At 34.1% G+C, this 25,314-nt stretch carries 18 protein-coding genes and 1 pseudogene; 1 reads left to right on the top strand and 18 read right to left on the bottom strand.

Translation table 11 applies throughout. The features are described 5' to 3' along the window. Positions 1 to 42 precede the first annotated feature (42 nt). Positions 43 to 975: an SMP-30/gluconolactonase/LRE family protein gene (locus NTX22_06350; protein ID MCX6150125.1), complete on the top strand. Its 933-nt coding sequence runs from the start codon at positions 43 to 45 to the stop codon at positions 973 to 975. Here NTX22_06350 and NTX22_06345 read toward each other — a convergent pair. The 18 genes and pseudogenes from NTX22_06345 to NTX22_06260 form a co-directional block, all read right to left on the bottom strand. Continuing rightward, entirely contained in the window at positions 944 to 2,380 is a 1,437-nt protein-coding gene (locus NTX22_06345; GenBank protein ID MCX6150124.1) for a HAMP domain-containing sensor histidine kinase, read from the bottom strand. The genes NTX22_06350 and NTX22_06345 overlap by 32 nt on opposite strands. 165 nt (positions 2,381 to 2,545) lie before the next feature. Further along, positions 2,546 to 4,423, bottom strand: a complete 1,878-nt coding sequence (locus tag NTX22_06340; GenBank protein ID MCX6150123.1) for an NADH-dependent [FeFe] hydrogenase, group A6 — start codon at positions 4,421 to 4,423, stop codon at positions 2,546 to 2,548. After that, on the bottom strand, positions 4,413 to 5,627 hold the full coding sequence (locus NTX22_06335; GenBank protein ID MCX6150122.1) for an iron hydrogenase: 1,215 nt from the start codon (positions 5,625 to 5,627) through the stop codon (positions 4,413 to 4,415). The genes NTX22_06340 and NTX22_06335 overlap by 11 nt, the downstream gene beginning before the upstream one ends. An 8-nt stretch (positions 5,628 to 5,635) precedes the next feature. Then, positions 5,636 to 6,109: an NADH-quinone oxidoreductase subunit NuoE gene (nuoE, locus tag NTX22_06330; protein MCX6150121.1), complete on the bottom strand. Its 474-nt coding sequence runs from the start codon at positions 6,107 to 6,109 to the stop codon at positions 5,636 to 5,638. A 3-nt stretch (positions 6,110 to 6,112) separates the two neighbouring features. After that, the gene (locus NTX22_06325; GenBank protein ID MCX6150120.1) at positions 6,113 to 6,496 is read right to left on the bottom strand and encodes a response regulator; all 384 of its coding nucleotides are present in this window, start codon (positions 6,494 to 6,496) and stop codon (positions 6,113 to 6,115) included. An 84-nt stretch (positions 6,497 to 6,580) separates the two neighbouring features. Continuing rightward, positions 6,581 to 8,059, bottom strand: coding sequence for a response regulator (locus tag NTX22_06320; GenBank protein ID MCX6150119.1), 1,479 nt, complete (start codon positions 8,057 to 8,059; stop codon positions 6,581 to 6,583). A 117-nt stretch (positions 8,060 to 8,176) separates the two neighbouring features. Further along, a complete protein-coding gene (locus tag NTX22_06315; GenBank protein ID MCX6150118.1) occupies positions 8,177 to 8,593 on the bottom strand; it encodes a response regulator in 417 nt (138 codons plus the stop codon). A 13-nt stretch (positions 8,594 to 8,606) separates the two neighbouring features. Beyond that, a complete protein-coding gene (locus tag NTX22_06310; protein ID MCX6150117.1) occupies positions 8,607 to 10,598 on the bottom strand; it encodes an ATP-binding protein in 1,992 nt (663 codons plus the stop codon). Positions 10,599 to 10,750: 152 nt separating this feature from the next. Next, positions 10,751 to 12,487 carry an NADH-dependent [FeFe] hydrogenase, group A6 gene (locus NTX22_06305; GenBank protein ID MCX6150116.1) on the bottom strand — a complete coding sequence of 579 codons (1,737 nt, stop codon included), beginning with the start codon at positions 12,485 to 12,487 and terminating at the stop codon, positions 10,751 to 10,753. A 25-nt stretch (positions 12,488 to 12,512) separates the two neighbouring features. Next, a complete protein-coding gene (locus NTX22_06300; GenBank protein ID MCX6150115.1) occupies positions 12,513 to 14,021 on the bottom strand; it encodes a 4Fe-4S binding protein in 1,509 nt (502 codons plus the stop codon). Positions 14,022 to 14,417: 396 nt separating this feature from the next. Further along, positions 14,418 to 14,498 (bottom strand): annotated as a pseudogene (locus NTX22_06295) (hypothetical protein). Then, positions 14,495 to 14,986, bottom strand: coding sequence for an NADH-quinone oxidoreductase subunit NuoE (nuoE, locus tag NTX22_06290; GenBank protein MCX6150114.1), 492 nt, complete (start codon positions 14,984 to 14,986; stop codon positions 14,495 to 14,497). The pseudogene NTX22_06295 and the gene nuoE (NTX22_06290) overlap by 4 nt, the downstream one beginning before the upstream one ends. A 233-nt stretch (positions 14,987 to 15,219) precedes the next feature. Further along, the gene (locus NTX22_06285; protein MCX6150113.1) at positions 15,220 to 17,025 is read right to left on the bottom strand and encodes an O-antigen ligase family protein; all 1,806 of its coding nucleotides are present in this window, start codon (positions 17,023 to 17,025) and stop codon (positions 15,220 to 15,222) included. 105 nt (positions 17,026 to 17,130) lie between these two features. Beyond that, positions 17,131 to 20,757, bottom strand: coding sequence for a right-handed parallel beta-helix repeat-containing protein (locus tag NTX22_06280; protein ID MCX6150112.1), 3,627 nt, complete (start codon positions 20,755 to 20,757; stop codon positions 17,131 to 17,133). A 65-nt stretch (positions 20,758 to 20,822) separates the two neighbouring features. Continuing rightward, on the bottom strand, positions 20,823 to 21,944 hold the full coding sequence (locus NTX22_06275; GenBank protein ID MCX6150111.1) for a hypothetical protein: 1,122 nt from the start codon (positions 21,942 to 21,944) through the stop codon (positions 20,823 to 20,825). 12 nt (positions 21,945 to 21,956) lie between these two features. Then, positions 21,957 to 23,114 (bottom strand): hypothetical protein, encoded by a 1,158-nt coding sequence (locus NTX22_06270; protein ID MCX6150110.1) that lies wholly within the window; start codon positions 23,112 to 23,114, stop codon positions 21,957 to 21,959. Between the two features lie 12 nt (positions 23,115 to 23,126). Further along, positions 23,127 to 24,230, bottom strand: coding sequence for a hypothetical protein (locus NTX22_06265; protein MCX6150109.1), 1,104 nt, complete (start codon positions 24,228 to 24,230; stop codon positions 23,127 to 23,129). A gap of 328 nt (positions 24,231 to 24,558) precedes the next feature. Further along, on the bottom strand, positions 24,559 to 25,263 hold the full coding sequence (locus tag NTX22_06260; protein MCX6150108.1) for a ubiquitin-like protein Pup: 705 nt from the start codon (positions 25,261 to 25,263) through the stop codon (positions 24,559 to 24,561). Positions 25,264 to 25,314 lie beyond the last annotated feature (51 nt).

Here is a 25,314-nt window from a genome sequence, read left to right as displayed (position 1 = left end):
TATTTTTGCACTAAGTAATAATATTAATAAAGAAATAATTTTATGAATACAAAAATTCTTATTATGTTTTTAACCATAATAATATTTTCAATTACAATCTCATTTGCACAAGATAGTTTACCGGAAAACCACCATTTTATAAAAGTAGCTGATAGTTTAAAATTTCCTGAAGGACCGGCATGGGATGGAAGAGGAAGTTTATATGTTTCCAATTGTAATGGAAATTGGGTAACGAGAATAAGAAATGGAAAACCCGATACATTTATTGTGGCTCCCTCTTCCCCATTCAGTTTTGAAAAAACTAATGGATTAACTGTGAATAAAGATGGCTGCCTTTATGCCTGTGAATATGGAAAAGGAGCCATATTAAAATTTACAATGGATGGGAAATGTTTTTCATTAGCTTCTGGTTATAAAGGAAAAAAATTTAACCGTCCGAATGATTTAGCATTTGATAGTAAGGGAAATTTATATTTTACAGATCCTAAATCTTATGATAAAAACAATCCTGATGGAATTGTTTACCAGATTTCCAGGAAAACACAAAAGGTAAAACCTGTTTACACTGGATTATGTTTCCCAAATGGAATTGCTATTTCTCCCGATGCTAAATTTGTTTATGTCTGTGAATCCGCAAAAGAAAGAGTATTAAAATTTAGATTAAAAAAGGATGGTACTTTTGGTGAGCCGGAAGTTTTTATTATTCTTCCTGGTGGTGATCCGGATGGAATTGCTTTTGATGTTGAAGGAAATTTATATGTGGCACACTTTGGTGGTAAAGCAATTTACGTGGTTAAACCTGATGGTTCAATTAAACAAAAAATAATTACACCGGGTAAAAAACCCAGCAACCTGGAATTTGCAGATGCTGATATGAAAACTCTCTACATTACTGAAGATGAAACAAACGCAGTTTACAAAATTCGTGTGGATACAGCAGGGTTTAGATTATTTTGCTCTCCAAATTCAGATTAGAATTAGTAAATACTACTTCTTCTGATGGTAATTTTTTAACAGGTATTTTAATAGTAAAACAAGTTCCAGGTCTATCTTTGTCTTGAAGTCGAGAAGGACTTTGTACTGTAATATTTCCGTTGTGGCGTTTTACAATTTGATTTACAAGAGACAACCCAAGACCGGTTCCTTCATATCCCTTATGTTTAATATTTGAAGCACGATAAAACTCTTCGAATATTTTTTTCTGATCAGTTTCTGGGATACCAATTCCGTTATCGCAAACTTCAATAAGGCAATAATCTCCATCTGGTTTTAGACTTATTTCAACTCGTCCACCTGAACTTACATATTTTAATGCATTGTTAATGATATTTGAAAGCGCCAATTCCAGCAGCACAGCATCACCAAAAATTTTGGAATTATTATCGCAATATTTTTCAAACTCTAATTTTATATCTTTTGATTCTGCAATAATATTTTGTTTGGATAATAATCCTTCAACTATTTCTACAATATTTATTTCATCATCATAAATTTCATCAAGCAACTTTAGCTTGGATATATGAAGCACATTATTAATCATTTTGATAGCTTCATTTGTTCTTATTTTAACTCTTAATAGTTTTTCCTCTACTTCTTTGCTTATTGGACCAACATAATTTTTTAGTATCAATTCAATAAAAGATTCTACAGCAGCAATTGGAGTTTTAATTTCGTGCACAACTCCAATTACATATCTTTGTTTTGCTTTTTCTGCTTCGTTCAATTTATTCAGTGATTCTCTCAATTGCTGCTCCCTTTGGTAAAGTTGATGAGCGATCCTGTTGGCAATTGCTACACTCAGGTACATCATAATTGTAAAAACGAAAAGAATCATCAGCAAATAATTGTGATTGGTATAAATTGGTTGTGAAAATAGCCCAGCAATACCATGGTGGATTAAAATTCCATTATATTCCAATAATGCTATCATCCAAAGAGAAATAACAACTACTGTAGCAATTGTATAAATAACCGCCCCAGGTAGTATCAAGCTTCCTATGATCATATGAAATATATAAAACATATAGAGCGGATTTTCTATGCCACCGGAATAGTAAATTAGTAAGGTAAGAGCAAGCAAATCTAAAATCATTTGCATAAGTGAAAGATGCAGATTATTAAATTTTCCTGTTGGTTTTATCTTGGGTCTGATCTTATGAATCAAAACATTATAAATAAGAATGCAAATAGTAATTGAAATGATTGCGGTAAGCTGTGTTTCTGTTAATTGTAGTTGAAGAATAAATTTTACACCAATTAAAAGAAATACAAGAAGTACAACAGCACCATATCTTAGCTGAATAAACCATAGGTTACGTTTTTTTATGGCATTCCAAAATTCATCATTATGTTTCGCCCAGGATGGTACAAGTGAAACCATTTTCTACCTATTGCAATGAATTTAACAATAAAAGTACTAACAACTGCCAAAGAGCACTGGAATAATAGAATATTGGATGCAGCATGTCAAGTTTCCATCAATCGATAATTCATTTATTTTACCAAAAAGAAAGCCGGAAGATTTTTCTTCCGGCTCTTGTTAAAGTTAAGCAATATACTTTCCACGCTTAATATAATGCGTGTGCAATAGTTTATGCGATAAATGTCCGCAAGGTCCATCTGTTAAGAATGTCTCATAAATACTTTTTACATGTTCGTTTTCATGAGATTTTCTAAGTGCAAGAGATTCATCTTCTGCATAAATTGCTTGTGCGCGTTTCTTCCTTATCTCCATTGAAGTTGGAATTGGTTGACCCCCGCCACCAATACAACCACCAGGGCATGCCATAATTTCTATAAAGTGAACATCTTTCAATTCACCTTTTTGTAACATCTGCATAACTTTCTTGGCGTTCGCAGTTCCGTGAGCAACCATAAATTTCAAATCAACACCTTCAAGAAAACTCCAAGCCGGTACACAACCTTCTAACTTAACAGATGCCTGTTTGATTCCATCAAATCCACGGCAGGGTTCAATGTTAAGGTTCTTAAATGGAACTGGTCTGCCTGTTACAATTTCGTAAGCTGTTCTTAAAGCAGCTTCCATAACTCCACCAGTAGCACCAAAAATTAAACCTGCACCAGATGCATCACCAAATGGATCATCAAAATGACTCTTGGGCATTTCTGGTAAGTAAATACCAGCTTCTTTAATCATCTTTGCCAATTCGCGGGTTGTTAATCCATAATCAACATCTTTATAACCGGAAGCTGTCATCTCTGGTCTGTTGCATTCAAACTTTTTAGCTGAGCAAGGCATAAGTGCAACCGAAACAATATTTGCAGGATCAATCTTAGTTTCCTTTGCATAAAAAGTTTTTATTAATGCACCAAACATTTGCTGTGGAGATTTTGCAGTTGAGAGATAATCTAAATATTCTGGATAAAAATGCTCGATAAATTTTACCCAGCCTGGTGAACAAGAAGTAAACTGCGGGAGTTTAACATTGGAATCTTTTTCAACTAAAGCTTGCTTCAATCTTAAAAGAAGCTCGGTTCCTTCTTCCATAATTGTTAAATCAGCTGTGAAGTTTGTATCAAACACTTTATCAAAACCAATTCTTCTTAATGCAGTGTTCATTTCCATTGTTAGAGAGTTACCTGGTTCTAATCCAAATTCCTCTCCAATCCCAGCTCTTGGTGATGGCGCAGTTTGTATAACTACATGCTTTGTAGGATCATCAATAGCAGCCCAAATTTCATCAGAAGGATCGTTTGCTCTTAAAGCAGCAGTTGGGCAACGGTTAATACATTGTCCGCAATTAATACAAATTACATCAGCAAGCGGTTTATCCAGGAATGTACCAATGCGTGTTTCGTGCCCACGGTTAATAGCTTCAAGCACACCAACCTCCTGAAGATCGATGCAAGTTCTTACGCAGCGTTTACATAGAACGCATTTGTTCATATCACGAATAACTGAAGCTGAGGATTTATCAACTTCATATTTTTCTTTAGTAACATGTCCAAAGTTGTATTCATCAACACCATATTCTTTTGCCAGATCTTGCAATTCGCAATTCTGATTTCGGAAACAGGAATAACATTCACCATAATGCTCGCTTAAAAGTAAATCGATTACATGTCTGCGGGCTTTTCTTACCATCGGAGTAGATGTTTTAATCTTAATTGGATTTGTAATTGGAAAAGCGCAGGAAGCCTGGAGTGTTCTCATTCCTTCAACTTCCACAACACAAATACGGCAAACACCGGCTACACATAAATCCGGATGATGACACAATGTTGGAATATGAATTTGATTTTCCTTGCAAGCATCTAAAATTGTAGTACCAAATGGAACAGAAATTTTCTTTTCATTTATTTCAATTGTTACTTTACCGCCAATTGCACTGGTATCTTTTGGCTTTTCAACAATGTGAGCCTTCTGGCTAACCGGCGCTCTTAATTTATCTTTACTTTCCATTCCTGCCTCCGAATCCATTTTTGTTGAATAATTCTTCTTTAAAATTTTCTAAGATTGAAAGGAATGCATTTGGACTGGATTGCCCTAATCCGCATTTAGAAGCAACCTGCATTGTTTTGCCTAATTCTTTCATCTTGTTTATTTCGGCAAAAGTATAAACACCTTTTTCTATATTCTTTACACATTCAAGTAGTTTAACATTCCCAATTCTGCATGGTGTACACTGTCCACAAGATTCCTCTACAAAGAATTCAAGAAAATTTTTAAGAACTTTTAACATACTTCTGCTTTCATTAAAAATAATAATACTGCCACCTGTGGCAACATCTTCATAAGCAAGTGTTCTATCAAATTGAGATTTAGGAACACAAATTCCGGAAGCTCCACCAATCTGAACTGCTTTCGTATTCTTTGCACCAACTATCTCTAATAAATCTTTAATCTTTGTTCCCCATGGTAATTCATAAACTCCAGGTTTTTCGCAATCACCGGAAACAGATAACAACTTGGAACCAGTTGATTTATCAGTACCATGTTTTGCATACCAAGTTCCACCTTTAATTAATATGTGTGGAACTGAAGCAAGTGTTTCTACATTATTAACTGTGGTTGGTTTGCCCCAAAAGCCGGTATTAACAGGATAAGGTGGGCGGTTACGCGCTTCACCACGATGACCTTCAAGCGATTCTATCAATGCAGTTTCTTCTCCGCATACATAAGCGCCGGATCCAAGACGAATTACAATATCAAAACTATAATTAGAACCAAGAATATTTTCTCCAAGCAGGTTATCTTTTCTCATCACTTCAAGATAATCCTTCAGCGGTTGAAGCATATACTCGTATTCACCGCGCAGATAAAGTATTCCTAATTTTGCTCCAATTGTAAAGCCAGCTATTACCATTCCTTCAAAAACAAGTTCAGGATATTCAAGAAGCAATACTCGGTCTTTAAATGTACCGGGTTCACCTTCATCTGCATTGCAAACAACATATTTTGCATCTCCAACTGCGGCTGCAACTAACATCCATTTTGTAGCTGTTGGAAATCCTGCCCCGCCTCTTCCTTTTAATTTTGATTCGCGTACTTCGAAAAGGACATTTTCCCTTCCAAGTTCAAGTGCTTTTTTTATTCCTTCTCCACGATTATATTTTGTAAAAAGTACAACACCATCGCGTGGAGTTTTAATTCCTATATTTTCCATGTTAACTCCTATTTAATCTCATTAAGAATTTGAACAGCTTTTTCCGGCGTAAGATGGCTGAAAACTCTGTCGTTCACAATCATTGCAGGACCCTGATCGCACATTCCCAAACAATTTGCGTATTCAAGAGTAACTTTTTTATCTTTTGTTGTTTCGCCAAATTTAATTCCGAGTTCTCTTTCAACAGCCATTGCAACTGCTTCTTTACCTGACATATCGCATGTAATTGTTTGGCATAACCTAACAATGTTTCTGCCCTGCGGTTTTGATGAAAGAAATGAGTAAAAAGAAATTACACTGTAAACTTCAACAGGATGAATATCAAGCAAACGGGCAACTTCCTGCTGAGCAAAATCGGAAATGTATTTATGTTTTTTTTGAATTGCTTGAAGAATAGGAAGTAAGGAAGTTCTGTCACATCCAAACTGCTCAATCAGGCGCTCTATTTCTTCGGTTAAAGTATTTTTTTCTAATACTAACATATCTTACTCCTTCACGTGGTGGTGAATTAATAGTTTTTCTACTTTCTGGATGAGTTCTTCTGGTGAAATTGGTTTTTCTACAAAGTCATCAACAGGAACAAGCTCGCCAGCGGCGTAATCCATACCAATCGCCTTGGATACAGAAGTGTACATCAGGATTGGAGTATGAATGTTTTCTTTTCTGAATTTTTGTGCTAAAAAGAAACCATCATCCGGCTCGTCCATCATTACATCAAGAATGATTAAGTCGGGTTTGTTTTTAACTACAATATCATAACCATCCTTTGGATTAGAAGCAGTGATAACCTCGTATCCTTTCGATTTCAATACAAGTGTACTTGCATCGATAATATCCGGATCGTCATCAATAAGCGCTATAAGTGCCATAACATTTCTCCGATTTTTAATTTGTTAATTAAGTTTTATTTAGATGAATCTGTCTTTTTAGTTATTAAATTTTTTTCACAACCTCTATTGTGTAATTGGAAAATAGATTACGAATGTTGTTCCAGCACCATACTCGCTATCAACTTTAATCTTGCCGTTATAAGAATCAACAATTCTTTTTACAATTGATAAACCCAATCCGGTACCGCTGATGCTGCGTGTTTTTTCATTTTTCGCACGGTAGAATTCCTGGAATAGTTTAGCTTTTTCTTCTGATATCATTCCAATACCGGTATCAGCAATTTTTATCGTCAAATAATTTTCTGATCGGTCTACAATTATATTGATAGAACCATTTTCTTTATTGTACTTAATTCCATTGCTTAAAATATTTGTAAACAACCTTGTTATTTCATTTTGATCAGCTTTCAATTTTGTTGATGATGTATCAGTTACAAGATTAACCGTTATATTTTTCTTCTTTAGTTCAAATTCCATAAACTCAATTGTAGAATTGAGAACAGCAACTACATCCAGCTCTTTAATTTCTCGCTGCTTACTTTTCAATTCCATCCTGGAAATATCAAGCAGATCATTCACCATTGCAAGCAAACCTTGCAGGCGGTTGAAAGAACGGTTTAGGTAATCAACCTCCTGTTCCTTGGTAACACCAATACTATCATCAAGAATAAGTTTTATAAAACCAATTACCGCAGCCATTGGGGCTTTAAGTTCGTGCGCAACCATAGAAACAAACTGCGATTTTATTTCCTCATATTTTTTTTGTTCAGTAATATTTTTTATTACTGTTACAATTCCTGCTAAGGATCCATCAGCGTGTGGAACTGGTGAACAGGTTGCTTCAACAATTAATTCTTTATTTGGTTTTAATTCAATTTGTGTAGAATAGGAATTTGGAATGAAGGAATCAGATTCAATATATTTTCTGATGAGTTTTACAATTTCTTTCGGAAGAATGTCTAGAATAACATCGCCGATGAACAGAACATTCAGATCAAGAAATTTTACAGCACTGGAATTAAATAAAACTAATTCGCCAGTTTTATTAACAACCAGAACACCTTCGGTGATAGAATTGATTATAGTTTTTAATCGTGATTTTTCATAAGCAACTTCAAGAAGTCTCTCCTCTCTTTCCTTTTTCAAACGTTCTGCTTCCAATATCAACAATCGTTTTTCGTAACCTTTTTCAAGTTGTTGTAAAAGCTCTTCCGGTGTAAATGGTTTTGGAATGTAACTGTATGCGCCAAGTTTAGTTGATTCGATTGCTGTTTCATAACTGGCATAAGCTGTTGCCATGAAACAAACAATATTTGGCTGGATCTTTTTTATTTCTTTTAACACCTCGATGCCATCCATATCCGGCATTTTTAAATCTATTAAGGCTAAATCGAATTCTTTTTCTTTTGCAAGTTCAAGTCCAAGCATACCGCTTTCAACAGCTTCGGCAACATAGCCTTCACTTTCAAGAAGTCGCTTAGCACCGAGTCTAAGTCCTTTCTCGTCATCTATAATGAGTATGTGAGGTTTGCCGTTTTCCATTTTAATTTTATTCTAAGGTAAAGACTAAGTTCAAGGAAAAATTATTTTAATTTCACCACAGAATTAGACTTTGATTTTTTACATTGCAAATATAATGTAGTAGAATGTTATCTACTATCATTTTTTAACGTTTTCAAAGAATGCTTCCAATTTTTGAAGCAGTTCTTCTTCTACAATTGGTTTATTCAACAAAGCATCAGCTTTAACCCACTCTCTTTCTTCAGGAGTAGATGCGCCAAATTTAAAACCTGTTACATAAGTTGCAGAGGTTAATATGAAAACCGGAATCGTTTTACCATATGGATCTTTTTTAATTTTATGGCAAAGAATAAATCCGGCGTCATGTTCTTCCATAATCAGATCTAATATTGCTGCGTCCGGTTTTTCCTTTTTGAATGCAGCAAAACCATCTGCAACATTTTCTGCAGTAATAATTTTAAAACCTTTAGCCTCAAGAATTATTTTATGCTGTTCAAGTAAATCGATGTCGTCATCAACTAATAATATTTTTTTAACTTTTTCGTGAATATTCATTTATCGAACTCCCTTAGTTCATAATTATTTGATTTGGGTTTAAATTCATTGGAAGTTTAATTGTAAATGTTGTTCCATCTCCAACTTCACTTTTTACTTTAATATCACCACGGTGCATTTTGATTATACCGTAAGTAATTGGCAACCCTAAGCCGGTTCCCTTTCCCATTTTTTTAGTTGTAAAAAAAGGAGTAAAAAGCTTTGCCATATTTTCTTTACGAATTCCGTTTCCATTATCTTTTATATCAACTGTAAGGTAAGCATCACTTTTGTAAATGCTAACTTCAATTTTTTTGTTTTGTATTTCATCCAGTGCTTCGCACGCATTATTGATGACATTCAGAAATACTTGTTTAATTTGATCAGCATCTGCCTGAATAACTGGCTCATCAATATCCACGTGTAGAGTTATTGATATTCCTTTATACTGTGGATTGATAAAAATTGTTTTTACAATTGAAGATATTATATCAAGCACATTTACTTCGGTAAGTTTTAATTTACCTTGCCTTGCAAAGTTAAGCAGATTTGCAACAATATTCTTGCAACGCTTAGCTTCTTCAATGATCAAATTCAAATCATCTGAATGCTGGGCATTTTGCTCATTTTTGGAAAGCTCTTTATTCAGCATAGAGGAATAGAGCATAATCGTTCCAAGTGGATTATTAATCTCGTGAGCAACTCCTGCTGCCAATTGTCCAATGGAAGCAAGTTTTTCTGTTGCGTGCAATTGCTCCTGGGTAGTTTTTAATTCATCATAAGCTTTTTCCAGCTTGTCGATTAAATAAGGTAAACACATATCATCTTCTGCCAAATCTTTTGCAATATTTATTGCATATTCGCGGCAGGTTTCATATCCGCACGCTGTACAATTCAATTCATCTTGCTTTGTAAACTTATTTGAACGTGCAAGAATCTCAATTATCTTTTCTTCTGTAGGCATTGGCTTTCTTTGGTTCTTCGGAACGAATTGGCGTCTTAAATTTATGTTACGGCTGTTGTAAATGTTACTTTTCCAAATCTGCTTATCTGCAAGATTAATTTTCTCATCAATGTATTTAATAACTTTTTCTCTTTTGGAATAGTAATTCAAATCGCTTGCTATTGCGGGACCGCTAATGCATCCTTCACAGAAAAGAATATCAATAAGTTTAGAGTTGATGTTATTTGCAGCAACTTCATTTATTATTTCAACAACTTTATCTTTACCTTCAACAACAATAATTTCTTTTGCAAGTATATCATTTGAAATATTTGCAGTCTTTAGCAAACCACCTGCAAGCGGAAATGATTTACCCATAAGTGAATGCGGAGGATCAAATTCCATTTCATTCAATTCTGAAAGATTGATCATCTTTTGCTGAAATACATTTTTCAATTCGGTAAAAGTTAATACTACATCAATTGCGCCTTTAACCTGTTCATCCGTGTACTCACTTTTTTTTGCTACACATGGACCAATAAACACAACTTGCGTATCCTCGCCAAAATTTGTTTTTAGGTATCTACCCATCGCAATCATCGGTGAAACTATTTTGGCAAGATTTGGAACAAGCTGAATAAAATATTTCTCAATAAGATTATAAACAGCCGGGCAAGCTGAGCTGATTATAGTTTTTCCATCTGCTTCTTCCAAATCCTTAGCATAAAGTTGGCTGACTAAATCAGCTCCAAATGCAGTTTCGATCACTTGTATAAAACCAAGTTTTTTTAATGCTGCAGGAATTTTAGAATAATCATCCGGAAATGAAGCTGCAAATGAAGGTGCAACAATTGCAACAGCTTTTTTTGTTGCAAGGATCGATTCAAGGAATTCAACATCACTTTTTATTTGTTTGGCATGTTGAGAACAAACTTTTACACAATGACCACAGCTAATACATCTTTCTTCAATAACAACAGCCTGTCCATTCTCCACCCGGATAGCTCTTGCAGGGCATTCTCTAATGCATGAATAACATCTTTTACATCGCTGACTTATTGTTGTTACAATGCTCGTGTTCATTCTAAAATTATTTGTTCTCCAAAACTTTCTAATATTTAAAGGAATGATAATTATTGAACAAGGAATGTTGAACCCCGAAGTATATACTCCGAACTTCGAAATTCCTTGCCTACCAACCAAAGGCTGGTTCAAAAAAAGAATTTAATTTTTTATTAACCTATTTTCTCTTTCAACAATTTCTTTCTATCCGTATAAGAAGTATGTAAAATCTCATGAGCTTTATGACTGTTTGGTTCAATAAAGAATTCTTTGTAAATGATTTTTACTGCTTCATTTTCATGGGATCTGCGATGTGTAGAATGTGAATCAATTTCATATAAAGCTTTAATTCTTTTCATCACTTTCTCAGGTTTACTGTGGATTGGTTGTCCACCACCGTTTATACAGCCACCGGGGCAAGCCATCACTTCAATAAAATCGTATTTGCTTTCACCTTTCTCTAATTCTTCCAGAATAGGTCCCACGTTTCCAATTCCATTTACAACTGCAATACGTAATTCCAGTCCATTAACCATTACAGTTGTTTCCTTAATACCATCCAATCCACGTATATCTTCGAATTCAAGTTTTTCTAAGTTTGTACCTGTTAGTTTGAAGTATGCAGTTCTTAAAGCGGCTTCCATTACACCACCTGATGTTCCAAATATAGCTGCTGCACCAGTTGATTCACCAAGCGGATTATCAAATTTATCTTCAGGTAAATCATTAAAATCAATTCCAGCCATCTTAAAATATCGTACTAACTCTCTTGTTGTTAGAACCTGATCAACATCCTGTAAATGCTGTTCAGCTAATTCCGGTCGAACTGATTCAAACTTTTTAACAGTGCAAGGCATAATTGAAACTACAAAAACATCTTTAGGATCTAATCCCATTTTTTTTGCGTAATAAGTTTTGCTAACTGCTCCAAGCATTTCATGAGGTGATTTGCAGGTGGATACATGTTCAAGCAAGTTTGGTTTATTTTGTTCAATATACTTAACCCATCCAGGACAGCAGCTTGTGAACATTGGCAGTTTTTTCTTATTAGTAATTCTGTTAATCAACTCAGTACCTTCTTCCATTATGGTTAGGTCTGCAGCAAAGTTTGTATCAAACACTCGATCAAATCCTAATCGTCTTAGACCGGTTACTAATTGTCCTGTTGCATTTGTGCCCAAAGGCAAGTTGTACTCTTCACCAATAGAAGCTCTAACTGCAGGAGCAACCTGGGCTATAACAAATTTCTTTTTATCCTGAAGCGCATATGCAACTTCCTTTAACGAGCTTTTTTCCCTGAGAGCGGCTGTTGGACAAACAAGAATACATTGCCCACAAAGAATGCAATCACTAATATTTAAACCTTTGTTGTATGGTGTTGTAACTATAGTAGAAAATCCACGGTTTGTAAAATCTATTGCACCAACTTTCTGAACTTCATTACAGGTTCTTACGCAGCGACCGCAGAGAATACATTTTGCAGGATCTCGTTCCATCGAGGCAGAAGAAATATCAATAGCGTGTTTCCTGGTTTCACCAACATATCTGTGCTCTCTTAAACCATATTGTTCTGATAGATCCTGAAGTTCACAATTTTTATTTCTAACGCATATCAAACAATCCTGTGGATGATTTTCTACCAATAATTCAACAATAGTTTTACGGGAACGGCGAACCCGCGGAGAATTTGTTTCTACAACCATTCCTTCATAAACAGGGTATGCACAACTTGGAATCAAACCTCTTTGCCCTTCAACTTCAACTACACAAATTCTACAAGCACCGGTTGGGGTTAATCCTTTCATATGACATAAAGTAGGAACGTGAATACCAACTGATTTAGCCGCATCTAATATCGTCATTCCGTTTTCAGCATTTACTTTTATATTATTTATGGTTAATTGAACCATTCTAAAACTCCTGAAATTATCAAACTTAGTTAATAGAAATAGCTTTTAAGCGGCAGGTCTCAAAGCACATACCGCATTGAATACATTTATCCTGAACGATGTAGTGAGCCTGACCTTTATCACCAACAATTGCATCATTCGGACATTTCTTTAAGCATAAACCACAACCACTGCATAAACTATTATCAATGGTAAATGTTAATAATTCTTTGCAAACACCCGCCGGGCATTTTCTATCGTAAAGATGAGATTCATATTCATCCTTGAAATAACGTAATCCGGAAAGAACTGGATTTGGAGCCGATTGACCAAGTCCGCAAAGCGAAGTATCGCGAATTACATCAGCCAATCTTTGAAGGTGCATTGTTCCTTTAAATCTTTGAAGCTGATCTAATTTGTCTTTTGTGTTTTTGTAGCTGGTTGGAATGCGTTCAATTATTTCAAGCATTCTTTTTGTTCCTTCTCGGCAAGGAACACATTTACCGCAAGATTCATTTTGAATAAATGTTAAAAAGAATTTTGCAATATCAATCATACAAGTATCTTCGTCCATAACTACAAATCCACCTGATCCCATCATTGCGCCAACCACTTTAAGTGATTCATAATCAACCGGAGTTTTAATTACAGAATCCGGTAAACAACCACCTGAAGGACCACCAATTTGAACTGCTTTGAATAATTTGTTATTTGGGATTCCACCACCGATAGTGAAAACTATTTCTTCTAGAGTAACTCCCATTGGAATCTCAACTAGTCCGGTATTTTTAATATTCCCGCTCAATGCAAAAACTTTAGTTCCTTTACTTTTTTCAGTTCCAATTGATGAAAACCAATTAGCACCTCTTTTAATTATTGTAGCAACGTTTGCAAAAGTTTCAACATTATTAATGATTGTTGGTTTGCCAAATAAACCAGATTCGGCAGGAAATGGTGGACGAGGTTTAGGCATACCACGCTTCCCTTCTATCGACGCCATCAAAGCTGTTTCTTCACCACAAACAAATGCACCAGCTCCTTTTTTAACCTTCAGTTCAAAATTAAAACCGCTGCCTAAAATATTTTTTCCAAGCAGGCTATACTTTTTACATTCAATAATCGATTTCTCTAATCTCGCAATAGCAAGAGGATATTCTGCACGGCAATAGATGTAGCCGTGTGTCGCTTCAATTGCATAAGCCGCAATGATCATGCCTTCAACTATCCTATACGGATCGCTTTCAAGAACAGAGCGATCCATAAATGCACCAGGATCACCTTCATCAGCATTGCATATTACATATTTAACTTCAGCTTTTTGTTTAAGAGCTAATTCCCATTTTTTTCCGGTTGGAAATCCTGCACCACCTCTTCCGCGTAATCCACTGGACAATACTTCCTTTACAACTGTATCAGGTTTCATCAATCGGAGAACTTTGCTTAATCCCTTAAAACCGCCGGAAGCTATATAAGCATCAATTGAATCCGGATTAATTATACCGCAATTTTCCAGCACAACTTTCAATTGATGTTTAAAGAAAGGATCTTCGTTTATATTCGGAACTTCATCGGTAGATTTGCCATGTGTCCCGAGTAATTTTTCTCTGAAAATTCCTTTTTCCACGATTGTTCTTTGAATTAATTTAGAGACAATTTTGGGAGTAATTTCGCAATAAGAAATTCTATCCTGACCGGGCAATTTTATATCAACTATAACTTCTTTTGCACAAAATCCAATGCATCCGGTTGCTTCAATAACCGCTGTGATATTTAATTTCTTAAGTTCAGCAATAATTGCTTCTTCCACCTTTTTAGCACCGGAGGCTAAACCGCATGTTCCCATCCCAATCCAAATAATAGGAATATCATGCTCTTTGTAACTTAGCTTGCTGTTTAATGTTTTAAATTTCGCACTGCATTCTTCGTTATGATGACAAAGCGGTCCTTCTGTGCAGCATGCTACAAATTGATCGCAAGGTTTTTCCAAACTATGCCAGCATTCGTTACAGCATTTTTCTAAGAATGTATTCATTGTTCACTCACAGTTTGTTCTTCTTTCTTTTCACTAACATTTTCACTGGAATATTTCTTTAATATCTTTGGAATGTCCTTAACTTCAGCCCTGCCGTAATAATCACCATCAACATTTATTACTGGTGCAATACTACATGCACCAATACAAGCTACTGTTTCTAAAGTAAAATTTTTATCACGAGTAGTATTTCCGGCTTTTACTCCTAAAGCGGTTTCCATGGCAAATAAAATGTTAGCTGAATTTTTTACATGGCATGCTGTTCCGCGGCAAATTCTTATTACATGTTTACCAAGTGGTTTCAATCTAAATTGATTATAAAATGTAGCCACACCGTAAATTCGGCTAACTGGCATTCCTAAAAATTCAGAAATTTCCTGAAGTGCAGATTCTGGAAGGTAGCCATATATAGTTTGTATTTCTTGCAAAAGTCCTATTAAATTGCTTTTATCTTTTGGAGGATAGTGACTAAATATTTCTGAATGCATCTCTAATTCCTTAATTATGATTCATTATATTTTGCCAACAATTATGCCATTCTGCGTTTTTGGCTTATTTTACGATAATTCAATTGTTTTGAGATATTTTGGGCTTTTTTTCCTATCTGTAAGAAAAGAATTTCTATGAAGAGTTTAAATTTTGAAATCAAAAATGGCTTATTTAATTATTGCAAGGAATGATCTTTTCTGCATTAACTAACCCGAAGATAAAATCAATTTATTTACTTATAAAATTTATTCCACAGAATCTGTGCATCATTAGAAATTTTTCCTGTTTCATAAGACTGAATTTCCGTTTGCCTGTTTATACATTTCAACAATGAAGCTTTCGATTCTTCTATTCTTTTTTGATAAAAATAGATTTCTCCCAGCAGTAAATGCGGTGCAAGATGATCCGGGAACATAGATAAAGCTTTCTTAGCGTATTTTTCCGCTTCTCCATATCCACCTGTTTTCAAATATCCATAACTAATCGAAAGGTAAATATTCCTATCGTTAAAGTTGCTTAAAGATTCCTTTAACAGGTTTATTCCTTCCACATAATTTCCATCCATAACAAAAGCGGAACCAAGATGAAATTGTAGTTCGCCTTGCTCTTCTAATTTTTCCAGCGCTTTTTGATATTGAATTTCTGCAGTATACCAGCTTCTGTATCCAACTGCCTGTACTCCTTTCTTCCAGTGGTAATAACCTTGATACTGATTAATACTTTTATACAAAACAATGCTTGTGAATATGATTAACAGACTAACAACTAAAAATCTTAGATTAAATCTGCGTAGCTGTAATTCATAAGTAAATTTTTTTGTTGGGATAAGACCTAAAATAATATATGCAGCAACAGAAATTGGGAGTACGTGCAACGTTGTATCCACTAAACCATGGACAAGTATTGTTAAAAGCATTGCAGTTGACCCGATGTATATAAATGTATTTGTGCCGGACTTCCCTCCGATATTTTTAAACAATTGCCACAACGCAAATAACCAGATTGCAAGGAATATTATTCCTCCAAATATTCCGGTTTCACAAAATGCCTGAAAGAATTCATTGTGTGCCTGCTTTAAATTTGCTGCTTTATAAAAATATATTCTGTTTTCAGATCGATTAAAAAATTTTGCCTGGTAATTCAGATATTCAATTGCAAATTTTCCTTGACCAACACCTATGGCTGGATGCTCAACCAGCATTGGCAAAGATACTTTCCAGACGAACAATCTTCCTTTTGTTGATTCTGAATTCTGAATGATTAATAGGAAGAGTACTGTGGTGGTTATAGTTAATAAAATTAGGCCGGTTATTACATACAAATATTTTTTCCTTTCTGATAATTTACCTGAAGCTTTTTCTTTTGTAATGATGAGAAATATTACAATAAGCATTGCAGATGCAAAAAGCCCAAGCATTGCTCCCCTGCTTCCATTTATGAATAAAGCAGTTAATAACAATACGATAAAAAACAAAAGTATCATCCTGTAAATCTTTTCTTTCTGCATTATAAATTCAATTGCCAATGCAGCTAAAGAGAGCGCTAAGAATAATCCATACCCGTTAGCGGTGCCTATTGTCCCTGCCAGCGGGGTTTTCATAAACTGCGGCGCATAAGGCGGAGATATTAATAACTGCCAGTAACCTATAAGCGCTTGTATTATTCCCGTTACCCATATTGTTCTGATAAAATATTTTATTGGTGTATCATTACCTTTTGCATTTATTATCTGTCTTGTTAACAAAGTAAGCAGAGTTAAAGAAAGCAATATCCAAAAACTTAAATTGCTTGGGTGAGTTAAAAATTGCGGGTTAGTTACAACCATCCATACCAATCTTAAAACCAATAAAGCTTCTATGATTGAAAAAGTTATTGCTTGTTTTTTATTCTTTATTAAAAACCAGACGAAATAAAATGTAAGTAAAAGCGGGACTAATGTTATTAGCGCAAAATTCTTTGGAGTGTGGTTGGATAGATATACACCATTATCAAATAAGAAAGCTATTGTTGATATAATAATTATTAAAAAATAGTTCATCTAATTTATCTCTGTGTTACTCTGGGTTTTCTCCGTGGTTCTCTGTGTAAGTATTAGATCACGTTACACAGAGTGCCACAGAGTACCTCAGAGAACCACTGAGTTTTACTTCATCAACATTATTTTTTGTGTGAAGTTATATAATTTACCGCTTGCTTGTTTTGAAGTAATCCTTGAGTTAACAAGATATACTCCACTTGCAAGTCCGCTTCCATCAAATCTTGTAAAATGTTCTCCTGCAATGTAATCTCCTTTTGCTAATAAACTAACAAGCTTTCCTGTCATATCATAAACCTCAATTACTACATTACTCTCTTCCGGTAGACTAAATGTTATTGTTGTAGTTGGATTAAATGGATTTGGAAAGTTCTTATACATGGCAAATTCAAGTGGAATATCCTCCTTTTCTAAAGTTGCTTTGCTAAAACCGGTTGTATTTTTTACAAACATTGTATTTTTAGATCTGCCTGTTCTGGATAACAACTCATTCTCTAATACATTAAGCATCGGTGTATTGAAATCAGTTTTTACATGTATTGATTTCATCATTTCCTTCAGCTCATTTATTACTTCTAATCCTTCATCAAATTTTTGATCTCTTTGCAATGCGTCTAATTTTAATGACTTTAATGCATACTGGTTATCAAAATTAGTAATGTATTTTTCAAATTGTTTTGATTTGTTTATAGCTTCTTTAAAACTTTTAGTCTTTATCATATCGTCGATCTCTATTAACATAGAAACTTCACCTGTTAGTTTAGCGCTTAATATTTCATCTTCAGTAAGAGTTATTTTTTTATCAATAAATTGCTCAAACCTTTCTTTTTTATTCTTTGCAATGTTCATTATTGTTTTTTTAACTTCCGGGTGTTCTTTTACTTCTAACTGGTTTTGCAAAAAGTAAATTTCAATTAATCTCTTTGAGTTGAATTTTGAATTAGGAAAATTATTAAGCATACTTATTGTCAGAAGAATTTTCTCATAAGATTCTATACGTGTTTCATTTCCTAATGATTTTGCAATACCTTCAGTCAAAATTTCCTGTATAACAGGAGAAGTATTTTTAGAAATATTCTCAACAACCGATGCTACCCTATTACTTACAGGCGAGGTACAATAATCAGAATAATCTATTGTCCATGGCATGGGTGCAAACAAGTACCATGTGTACATGTCCTCTATTTGGCTCCTGCCCCAATAATTAGATCGCCAATCCTGCGTTACATAACAAAATTCTTCACAATTATATGTATATGCAAAATTACGTATATAAGCATTCGGTGGGTAATCTATCTGATAGCCATCCACATAAATATTATTATTACTTCCGCAGGCAGTACTCCAGCCATTAATGTATACTTGCGTTCCACCATTATTAATTATATCGTTGCACCAAATAGCCTGTGAACTATAATCAATACAAATACCTGAACTATAGTTATTGCGGATATAATTATTATGAAAATTATCGAACCTTGATTGACCCATATACAGACCAAAATCATTGAGCTCAAAAAAATTGTTTGTTATTGAACCGCTTGCATACTTGGCATAAATGCCTATCCAGTTGCCAGTGAAGGAACAATTATCTACTGTAAAACTTACCGGCGTTGCTGAACCCTGATAAGTATAAATTCCAGCTGTAGCAGCATTTGTAAAAGTACAACCATCAAAATTATTATTAGTATTACGATATACTTTTACATGATTATACGCTCCATCAAATGTACAATTACTAAAAGAATTACCATAATTATTATTTAAAATTATACCGCCCCATTTGCTGGTATCCTTTGGGATAAACGAAGCACCTATAGCATGGATTGCAGCCTCTTCTATTATTGTTATTGTTTTACCTGGTAAGATCTTTACAACTGCAGTTCCATCATCAAAATGAGCAGTACAATTGCCAGAGAAAATAACATCATCAATAACTTCTATCTCACCTCCAAAATGCATTTGACCTTGATTGTATACACCGCTTAAATACGTCTTTGAAAAAAAAGATACTTCTTCGCTGCACCAGCCATCACCTACATTTTCATAGGGTGGTCTTGGATAAATTGACTTATACTTTATTATCCATTTATTCTCTCCCCCAATCATATCTTGTTTCGAGACAGAAGTAGTATGGTATTCACCTGTACCTGAAGTTGATTGTTCGATTAGTAACTGATCACCACCTGGTGTTTGTATGTACACTTCATAATAACTCTCACCTGTAATCAAATAATTTATATAAAAATTATAATCATCTTCATTTTTGGTTATATCAATTACATTGGAACCAGGCATAACTTTTCTTATTCCCAGGTTATAATCCCATGGCGCATATATATAAATTCCAGTTACTATTCCAGAAGAATTTGCCGGGGACTTAGAACAAAATATTGGATTATATCCTGAATAAATTGTATTTGAACAGATATATTCACCGTATGCGTTTAATTTGTGGAGCAATCCATTATTTGGATCTGCAATAATGAAAGAGCCTGTACCGTCCTGTCCAATGTCTTCTAACCGGTATTGTGGTGGAAATATTGTTTTTTGTATACAATTTATTACACTTGTTCCTGGTTGCCAAGCGCCATATATGCAGATATTTCCATCAATATACACTATATTCATTCCATCAATACATATTTTTTGAGGATTTCCTATTGGTTGCTGCTGACCATTGAGCATTAGATATTTTATTTCATTGTAAAGACTTCCATCGTTTGCATTAAATACTAAAATTGATTGACGACCTGCGTCGGAGACGAATATATAACCATTGCTATATTCAATATCTACTGGTGATGAAAGATAATTTTGATTTACAAAGTTTGAATTTGCTAAAGACAGTAATCCACCTGAATAGCTTAATTTAACTACTCTTGGATCATAGTCTGTTCTATCTAAGACAAATACACAGCAATTATCACTAACACATAATGCTTGTGGGCGGTTGAAATACCAGTTACCATTTCCATCACCAAAAGATTTTATAGCCCCATACGAACCATAGTTATCTTCCGCATAGACTATTCTTTCCCATGATTTATCCAAATAAAAAGTTACTGCACTAACTTCATTTCCATTATAACCCATTAAGTAGCCGCCCATGTCTAAGCTTGCACCAGGAGCAAATAATGTTCTGTCAAGATAATTCTCTGTAACATACCTATCTATTTGCATTATATCTTCCCCCTCATATTCATATAGAGGCCAACCACGGTATGTATAACCTGTTACTTTTATCTGTGCTTCTGTTACATCGTTAATATTATTTATGCCCCGTGTTTTATAAGTACTGCCTGATGCTACAATTTTCTGGTTTTTAATTTCGTTTAATATTTTATTGTTTACGCTTTTCCAGTTTTTGTTTTTATCAAATGATATTGTTGCTTGCTCCTGCGTTCGGTGTCCTTCTATATTGTATATTACCCTGCAATTTACTACGTATCCTTTATCTTCTTTGTTATAGCTTATCAACTTAATCATTTTTATATCGTCATTAAGATTTTGTATATTAGTAATATCCGCTTCACTCAAATGAAGATAACTATTAGAATTACTTTTTTGTAGAGTCTTTTTAGAAGATCTCTTCAATAAATAATAATTTATCTCTTCAATTTTTTTTGTAATCAATACTCTTTCATCGTCTGCCGGTATTATTCCGCTTACATCAAGTTTTTGCCCAAAAAATATGCTTGATATAAGTATCAAACTAAAAATTATTTCTTTCATTACGCACCTGTTTTTAATAAATTATTTAAAAAATATTACGCTTTAGCTTTCAATTTACTCTTTAATTATTTTTTCTGTACCCATTTTTGAATTTCAATATGATCGCCTTCGGTGAATTTCTTGGGTGTTTGATAAACAATGTAAATGGCGTATATATTCCCCACTGAATCTACAAGGTAAATTCCGACTCTTGCGGACAAATCTATCTTTGCTAACATTTCATTGTTTGGAGAATATTTATATATCATTGTAGAACCCGAGCCTACTGTAGCTTTGTCAATTTCTCGTTCTTCACATCTCCTGAGCAAGTAAAGATTATTTTCTTTATCAAACCCCAGGAATTCAAGACGATCATTTGTGTTTTCTATATTAAATTCTTTCATTTTACTAAGCTGTCCCTGATTCACAATAAACTCTTTCTCTCTATTTTTTTCATTCGTTACTTTATATTTAAGTATAGTATAGTTAAAGGTATGCCCGAGATTCATTTTTGACTTAAACTTCACAATATCATTATTATAGTTCTTATAAAAAGATTCGTCAACTTCCCCTATCAACTTTCCATCTTTGTCAATTCCAAATATTTTCTCCTCGTTTTTTGGAAATCCATATTGGTCATTCTCTGTCTTACTATTATAACGATCCTTAATATAAATTTCTCCACCCGGTGTAACCCATAATTCCTTTATGCCATCCCTATCGGTAATTTTTTGCCTTATTTTATTATGCTCAAAATTAAATATTAATTCCCCTGTTTTATTGAACTTTTTTATTGAAGAGCTTGCTTTTACTAAGCCGGGTTTTAAAGCCTTATCAATATCAAGAACATAGATTGAATTACTGCTATCAACAACTATTTTATAGGGATAATTTACATTAGCCTCGTTCATACCGTCTATTGCTATCGTAGTTAAATACTTCCCATCGTCGTCAAATTTCTGGACTGCGTCTTTCTGTAGCCGGCTACCAATGATGAAATTACCTTCATTATCAACTGCCATTGCATCCGGAAAACCAACACCATAACCAAGTATAAGATATTCTAAATTCACTTTTCCGGCACCTTTACCAATTGGTATTGATATCTTCTTTTGTAAGTTATATCCTCCCGAAACTATTTGAGGCAACATCCTCTTCTGGCATAAGATGCTGATAACAATAATTAATAAAAATAAATACTTTTTCATTTTCACATCTCCTTATTGTAATGGTAATCTTCTATAAATACATGTTGGTTGTTGAAGTAACTCTTGCTTAATAGCAAGCTTTGTTTGTCCTATAGTAGCATCAGTTGAAACTTGGAATTTAAATGGATCATAATAAACACCCAAAGCCTGAATAAGTTTTATATTAGCTTCATCCAGTGCTGAAGCTGAAATTATTGCGACATGAGAAGCAACAACAAGAATTCCACTATTATCCTTTTGCTCAAAATAAACAATATCTCCTGGTTGTGCCTCAAAAGCATTAATTTCTGTTCCTATATTTTCCCACTCAGCTACATCATTTTTATACTTTTCATCAGAAGTAAAACTGTAACCGGTTGCTTTCGCACAGTTGTAAATAAATGCCTGACAACTAGTTCCGGTCCAATTGGACCTTTCTTTTGGCCACGGATAATCCTGATCAGTAAAACAATATTCATAATCATACAGATTGAATCCTATTTTACCAGGAGTGTAGTCATACCAGTGGGATTGATTCATTTGTTGCCAATTATTTATCTTATTTACTATCTCATCCAGATTATCATAGTTTATGTAGCTGTATGGCAAACTTTGCGTCCATGTTCTGGTCTTAGTTGCATCGTTGTTTTGGTCATCGTCCTTTAAAACATTTCCATTACGATTATACCAAGTAATTTCATAATTAACATAGCGTTGGGCTTCTTGTACTAAAAGAAACTTTAGGTCTGCTGTATTACCTGTTATTTCTAAATTTTCGGCTTTTCCTGTCCCTTTGTCGCCCCAGGGTTTCATCCCTTCAGAACCAGCCCCAGCCCAAATATCATAATTCCCTGCTTGTGAAAAGTTATGTTGGAATGTATATGGTCCTATTATATCAGTATTTGAATTAGGCAATGAATAATCTATATAAATAATATCCTCACGGGTACCATCTATTAATTTCTTTTGGATTCCAATCCATAATTTTTTTCCACTAAAACTTTTATCCAATACATATTGAACTGTAAAACTAACGTTCCCTGTGGGTTGTGTATTTGGGAAATTTTCAAATCCAACAAAAACATGATTATTATTTGTTACATCAGTAGTACATTTATTAAATAATATTCCACTTAATAAAAAAGTAATTAAAGTTATCTTACTTCTTATCTTAGGTTTAATTTTCCTCATATAATTTTTCTCCTATATTTTTATGCAATAACCTTTAGTTTTTATATTTGCATTTTCAAATTCACCTTGTCCCGCTCGCGGGATAAGCTGTTTATTAATATTTGTTACAATGCTCCATTTCACCTCTTTAATATTCATCGGTACAATCACTGCGGTTTCATACTCGTGTGTCTTTACTCTAAACAAAGGGTTTGTTAATACTTCTTTTCCGTCAAGTAAAAGTTTTATCTGCAGTACGTCTCCTTTAAGCGGTTTAAATTTTCCTTCACGCTCAAATTTTTCTGTGTTAATTATAAACCGCGCTACACGGCTTATGTTATCAAACTCTGTGTAAGCAGCTTCATTGCCTTCGCTCCATATATTTATTGTGTGCGTAGTTTTTTCTAATCCTTCGTTAGGCAGGTAAGCATTACGTTTTGTAAGTATTTTATATTTGTACTCAACAGGTTTGTTCTTATAATACTTAACCGGCAGTTTTATTTTGTAAATGTCATCACCGTCATCGCCCATTATCATCCCATTTTTAGCCCAGTTACAAAAGCTGCCTGTAATTGCAATCTTATCTCCTTCTTCGGGCTTAAAAAAGCCAAGCACTTTCTGGTTGCTTGTGCCAACAGTAAAAGTAACCTCCGCAGTTTCACGTACATCATAAACTTCATTAAATACAAGCACAATTTTTTTTCCATCTACTCCTGCTTTGTACAAATCATTCAACGCAATCTTCCTTATAGCAATACTTTCTGTTGTATCGCTTTCCATCATCCATCTTCCATCAACCATCCTCCATTTTTCTATATTAAATCTAAATTCTAAAGAATCCATCGGTTTCTTTGCAGCATCAGTAATTTTCTTCAGGTCAATCTTAAAAATAAAATCTTTGTCCTCATCAGTAAGCTGCAACCCTTCTTTACTCCAATTATTATAATTACCTGTTATAAAAATCTTAGCCCCTTTTTCAGGCTTGCCTGCCGGGGCAGGCTGGAACAATCCGCTCTTATGCGCCTTACTCATATCTACATAAATAGCATACTCCGGTTTTACCTTTCTGCTGCAAGCCGTAAATGTTATTGTAATTAAAATTAAAGCTGCCGTATTTATTAGTATTTTTCTTTTCATAACTCCCTTTTATTGCCAGTGATAATCTATAGCTACTCAGTGTAAATTCTAAATCCGAAATAATAAACTCTAAACAAATTCAAAATCGCAAATTCTAAACTCTAAAAACATTTCTAAAATGTTTTGCGCCTTAGTATTAGAATTTGTGTGTTAGATATAAATTCTAAATCCGAAATAATAAACTCTAAACAAATTCAAAATCGCAAATTCTCTAACTGTAAAACTCCTTCAAGAAAGTTTTGTACTTTGTATTTTGAATTTGTTTGTTATTTAGAAATTCGAATTTAGTATTTTTCATAAAACTTTTTCTGCCTCCACTTACAATCTTTCATTTATTATCTGTTGTCGTTTCCACCGTTTTGTTTCCCTCTTCTACACCGTGGCTTCCGCCTAAATCCTTTATTACTCTTGCTGAGTAATACGCATTATAAAAATTCGGCTCTTTCTCTCTTAGCATTTCAACAAAGCTATCAAGGTGCTCATTTAATATTTCATCTATCTCATCAAATAATTTATCAACCTCATCTCTTGCGCTGGATTCCTGCGACTCTCCTCCACCCATTTTATCAATTGCACCGCTAAATAAATCGGATGCAGACTGTATTCCGGTTATTACATCCGCGTCAATTTCATAATCCGCAAGTTCCGTTAATACTTCTTTAGCAGCCACAAGCACAGAACTTATCCTGCCAGTTAATTGTGTATCATTCATTTTTTTTAGATCCGATTCAGATATCTTTACTAATGCAAGTATATCGTTCCTTTTCTTTTCCGTTCCATAGGAATTTAATACTGCTTTTAACGGCAGGAATGTTTTTATAAGCTCAAGCTTAAGATCATTCTTAGTTTTAGTTACGCCTGCAGCAGCCTTATTTATTATTACCTCTGCTTTATCAAGCTCTGTTAATTTACTCTGCAGCTTTTGATGATATTCCTTTAATTTCACCTTTGCATCAACAATAACAGAATTATCTTTTAAAGTACCGTTAACAGCAAAGTACATCCGCTTTTTGTTTAATTGTCGCCTGTTCATAGTAACCTCTCTCTTGTGATTATTTATATTGTTTATTAAACCCCTCCTTCC

Source organism: Ignavibacteriales bacterium (assembly GCA_026390815.1).
Classification (GTDB): domain Bacteria; phylum Bacteroidota; class Ignavibacteria; order Ignavibacteriales; family SURF-24; genus JAPLFH01.
Note: the sequence above shows the minus strand (reverse complement) of the source record. Positions and strands in the feature narration are given on the sequence as shown.

Bases quoted from the DNA above. Each gene is read 5' to 3' on its own strand.
- NTX22_06350 (MCX6150125.1), top strand. From the start codon at position 43: ATGAATACAAAAATTCTTATTATGTTTTTAACCATAATAATATTTTCA.
- NTX22_06275 (MCX6150111.1), bottom strand. From the start codon at position 21,944: ATGAAAAAGTATTTATTTTTATTAATTATTGTTATCAGCATCTTATGC.
- NTX22_06260 (MCX6150108.1), bottom strand. From the start codon at position 25,263: ATGAACAGGCGACAATTAAACAAAAAGCGGATGTACTTTGCTGTTAAC.
- NTX22_06285 (MCX6150113.1), bottom strand. From the start codon at position 17,025: ATGAACTATTTTTTAATAATTATTATATCAACAATAGCTTTCTTATTT.
- nuoE (MCX6150114.1), bottom strand. From the start codon at position 14,986: ATGCATTCAGAAATATTTAGTCACTATCCTCCAAAAGATAAAAGCAAT.
- nuoE (MCX6150121.1), bottom strand. From the start codon at position 6,109: ATGTTAGTATTAGAAAAAAATACTTTAACCGAAGAAATAGAGCGCCTG.
- NTX22_06340 (MCX6150123.1), bottom strand. From the start codon at position 4,423: ATGGAAAGTAAAGATAAATTAAGAGCGCCGGTTAGCCAGAAGGCTCAC.
- NTX22_06315 (MCX6150118.1), bottom strand. From the start codon at position 8,593: ATGAATATTCACGAAAAAGTTAAAAAAATATTATTAGTTGATGACGAC.
- NTX22_06280 (MCX6150112.1), bottom strand. From the start codon at position 20,757: ATGAAAGAAATAATTTTTAGTTTGATACTTATATCAAGCATATTTTTT.
- NTX22_06270 (MCX6150110.1), bottom strand. From the start codon at position 23,114: ATGAGGAAAATTAAACCTAAGATAAGAAGTAAGATAACTTTAATTACT.
- NTX22_06265 (MCX6150109.1), bottom strand. From the start codon at position 24,230: ATGAAAAGAAAAATACTAATAAATACGGCAGCTTTAATTTTAATTACA.
- NTX22_06320 (MCX6150119.1), bottom strand. From the start codon at position 8,059: ATGGAAAACGGCAAACCTCACATACTCATTATAGATGACGAGAAAGGA.
- NTX22_06335 (MCX6150122.1), bottom strand. From the start codon at position 5,627: ATGGAAAATATAGGAATTAAAACTCCACGCGATGGTGTTGTACTTTTT.
- NTX22_06345 (MCX6150124.1), bottom strand. From the start codon at position 2,380: ATGGTTTCACTTGTACCATCCTGGGCGAAACATAATGATGAATTTTGG.
- NTX22_06325 (MCX6150120.1), bottom strand. From the start codon at position 6,496: ATGGCACTTATAGCGCTTATTGATGACGATCCGGATATTATCGATGCA.
- NTX22_06305 (MCX6150116.1), bottom strand. From the start codon at position 12,487: ATGGTTCAATTAACCATAAATAATATAAAAGTAAATGCTGAAAACGGA.
- NTX22_06310 (MCX6150117.1), bottom strand. From the start codon at position 10,598: ATGAACACGAGCATTGTAACAACAATAAGTCAGCGATGTAAAAGATGT.